The organism is Streptomyces sp. NPDC092296 (genome assembly GCF_044755465.1).
GTDB lineage: Bacteria > Actinomycetota > Actinomycetes > Streptomycetales > Streptomycetaceae > Peterkaempfera.
Genome location: NZ_JBIVRB010000004.1, coordinates 1 through 3,421, shown reverse-complemented (window position 1 = coordinate 3,421; position 3,421 = coordinate 1). Strand labels below are relative to the sequence as shown.

The 3,421-nt window shown below is 67.4% G+C and carries 3 protein-coding genes; 1 reads left to right on the top strand and 2 read right to left on the bottom strand.

Annotation, left to right across the window (positions count from 1 at the left end):
* The first annotated feature begins 221 nt into the window (after positions 1-221).
* Positions 222-917: a hypothetical protein gene (locus ACIQGZ_RS13060; protein ID WP_402601490.1), complete on the top strand. Its 696-nt coding sequence runs from the start codon at positions 222-224 to the stop codon at positions 915-917.
* A 196-nt stretch (positions 918-1,113) separates the two neighbouring features.
* On the opposite strand, the gene ACIQGZ_RS13055 is transcribed toward ACIQGZ_RS13060, so the two are convergent.
* Together ACIQGZ_RS13055 and ACIQGZ_RS13050 are read right to left on the bottom strand one after the other, a co-directional pair.
* On the bottom strand, positions 1,114-2,067 hold the full coding sequence (locus ACIQGZ_RS13055) for a hypothetical protein (protein WP_402601489.1): 954 nt from the start codon (positions 2,065-2,067) through the stop codon (positions 1,114-1,116).
* A gap of 196 nt (positions 2,068-2,263) precedes the next feature.
* Complete coding sequence (locus ACIQGZ_RS13050) at positions 2,264-2,782, bottom strand: DUF4365 domain-containing protein (protein WP_402601487.1); 519 nt, start codon at positions 2,780-2,782, stop codon at positions 2,264-2,266.
* Between the last annotated feature and the right edge of the window lie 639 nt (positions 2,783-3,421).

Sequence of the window (3,421 nt, the reverse complement as noted above, 5' to 3'; positions counted from 1 at the left end):
GCCGCCGCCAACGGCGAGTTCCCCACCGCCTGACGCTGCCGTCCCTCTGAGACCCCGCTGCGCTCCCCTGAGGACCGGCGGGGTCTCGTTGTGCTGTCCCACCGCCGCCCTCCGGGCCGGGCCGCTGCCGGGAGGCGCCGTCGCCCGGTCGGACGCAGAATGGGTCGCGTCGGCCCAGGGGCCGCCCCGTGTGTCGCAGGACACCGCCGAGGGGAGAACCCATGACGCTCGAACCCAGGGACAACCGTCAGCCGCCGCCGTACTACGGCTGGGAGCCCGCCACCGGGCCGCCCGGCCCGGAGCAGCCGCTCGGCCGGGGACTGCCCGGCAGGCGGACGGCGGTCACGGTGACCGCCGTGGTGGTGCTGGCGCTGGGCGGGGCGGCTTATGCCGCGACCGCCGGCGGCCCGTCCGGCGAGACCCCGTCGGCGGCCCCGCCGGGTGGGGCGACCTCGCCCCCGGCCGCTCCCGACCAGGGCGGCCAAGGCGACCGGGGCGGTCCTGGTCGCTGGGCCGCGCACGGCGAGGCGACGGTCCGGGACCCCCGTACCGGCCAGTGGACCGTACGGGTCTGGCAGCGCGGCACCGTCGAACGGTCCGGCTCCACCCTCACCGTGAAGAGCGCCGACGGCACCACCTGGACCTGGCGCACCACCTCCGGCACCGCCGTCCTCAGCCACGGCGGCGGCGCCATCGGCCAGGGGCAGACCGTGCTGCTGGCGGGCACCCGTGCCTCGGACGGCACCGACACCGCCGACCGCGTCCTGGTCGGTGACCTGGGCTCCCGCGACCGCCACGGCCGGGGCGGCGGCAGCTGGTACCCCGGCCACCACCACGGCGGCCGTCCCTGGGGCGACGGCGACCGGGGCGACCGCCGGCCACCCGACAACCCCACCTCCCCCGGCTCCTACTCCTGACCCCGCCGCCCCGGGGCCCTCCCCCACCCGGGGCAGGGCCCCGGCGCTCACCCGCCGGGCCGGTGCCGCCGACTGAAGGTGCCGATGGCCGAGGCGGTCGGGGACAGCGCGCTGAGGTGGACTTACACGCTCGACCCCAGAACAAACAGGATGGCGACCCAAACCGCTCCACCGCCCTGGGCCCGGCCAATCATCCTCAGTCTGGGATTACGTAGAAGTCGCTGGGGTGCTGCAGGACGTACCGGTTCCCACGCCTGGCGAGTGTTCCCGTCACTGACACTGTCGCTCCACGCTCGTGTGCCTGCGTGGCGACTCCATAGCTATCCTCGGGCAGGTCGAACCAGACTCTGCGGAGCTTGTCGTTCATATCCCCTTCGACGATCCCCGCAATGCTCACTTCACCTGGCCCCATAGAGCCTTCTCGATGAAGTCGAACCACTGCTCCGACCACTCTGACATCTTCGGCCGGGGTTTGCGCTCGCAGTTCCTGGGCGGCTTCACGGAGAACTGCCACATGGTTGGATGTGACTACAACTGGCCGCGTTGGCTCCATAGGTCGAGAGAGCGCCCAGGAAAACTCGATGTCAACAGGGTCCGAGCTCCCGCTCGAAAGTCCCGAGAGCGCCTCACAGAGGTTGGCGTTGACCCCATGTGCAACTCGTTCCGTGAAGGAATCCATCCCGCGCCCCAGCCTGATCACTTCGTCAGCAGCAGCTACCGCCTGGATGGTGGACTCGCGAAGAGAGAGTGAAACACGCCGCTGAAATGGTTGCTCTATCCCGGGAAAACCGACTCCAGCCGCATCGAGTGTCATCTGGCCGATCAGCGGCGGAATGGGGATGTAAACCGTCAGGATATAGCTGCCTTCAAGGGTCGGCCCAAGTCGCACCGAACGCATGAAGTCCAGTGCCTGCGCGGGCTTCCGCGACGGCTGCACGAGCCTATGCCTGTCGCTGCTCGCCGATACCGCGTTGACCAGGACCCATTGCTGAAGGCTTTCGAAAGCCCTTACCCCATCCTCGATTGGCATTGTTCCCGGGTCCCCGCCCGGACGCGTCCGCACATACTGGACGTCGGCATCCGATCGCGAGATTTCAGCAACGATCTGACTTTCGCTTCGATCCTCGACTGTCGCCAGCGTCTCCAGCATGCTGTGAATATACGAATCATATCCACGCATACGGGGACTCTTTGGCACGAATACTTGAAAGTCTTCGCCATGTGAAACCCAGAGCGTCCCACCCTGCTCGGACGACGGACTCCAGCCGCGCGAGGTGAGATACAAGGAGATGCGCCGAGGGTCAGACGCCTGGGACGCATGAAAGTCCCCGAATCCCGTGATCATTCTATTCACCACCAGTCGCTAGAGATCCGGCGACGAGCCCGGTGAGGGTTTCCACTGTCAGAAGGTTACTCGTGGGCACGTGTACTGACTTGTGAGCCTGCTTTTCCGGATCGATCGGTTCTCTGTCCATCAGGTCGACCCAGTAAATAGCATGCCGAAACCGGCTGAACTCGGCCGATGATTCAACATAAGAGTTCTTTTCGGCCGGCACGTGCGCCAGAAACAAGTAGCGCCGACTCGGAAGATCCTCGCCGACGACTCCGACAAGGTCATTATAATTCTTGACCGGGATCGGATAGGAAAGGCTGTTGTCGACATAGGTGGGATTGCTGCAAGACTTAACCTGCGCCTCGATAAGCGGGTACCTTCTCGTCCCCACCGTACCGGGAAAGCAGATCTGAATATCGACGCCATCAACATCAAGGGCCCTCTTGCCAGGGTTCAGACCAGCGGCACAGGCGAGTGCCCACACCAAGCCCTCCGCGAAGTGGCCTTGCCACACCTCGCTGTTGAGAGTCACGTCATCGCCCCCCAGAGCGTCCGTCGGCCGACCCGCGAGTTCCGCGCAGAGTCTAGGGCGGACACTCCCCCGAACACGCGCCGGGGCAGCATCGATGAAGACTGCCTGCATAAGTGCATCACCTGCCGGACCGCTGCTCCGTGTTCCGATACTGCACCATCGAACGAGAGTCTGGTAGCAGAAAGTGGTGCATTCACTCCTTAGAGGTGCGTCTGAAACGGATCGGCCTCATTGGTGTCCACCTCCGTGCGTTGCGACCGCTGGTCATCTCACCACCCACCACGGACAGCCAAGCGGGGCGTGACGAGGGCTGGTGCCATCCGTGGACGCACGGCTGGCACCCGGAAGGACGAGAGAGGCCGGCCAGTCCTTGTTCGGAGCTTCCGACGATCAAAGAGGCGCACTTCCCCCGATTGGTTCCGCCGTTGCCCCTTCACTGCGCACCTGGCCGGGACACCCCGCCGACCGGCCCGGGAACGCGTCGGCGCCCCCCCCCGGGGGGGGGGGGGGGCGCCGGGGGGGGGGGGGGGGGGGGGGGGGGGGGGGGCGGGTGGGTGGGGGGGGGGGGGGGGCGGGGGGGGGGGGGGTGGGGGGCGGGGCCCCGGGTTTGGCGGGGGGGTTATTCTGCGGCGGGCGGGG

Bases quoted from the DNA above. Each gene is read 5' to 3' on its own strand.
- ACIQGZ_RS13055 (WP_402601489.1), bottom strand. From the start codon at position 2,067: ATGCTGGAGACGCTGGCGACAGTCGAGGATCGAAGCGAAAGTCAGATC.
- ACIQGZ_RS13060 (WP_402601490.1), top strand. From the start codon at position 222: ATGACGCTCGAACCCAGGGACAACCGTCAGCCGCCGCCGTACTACGGC.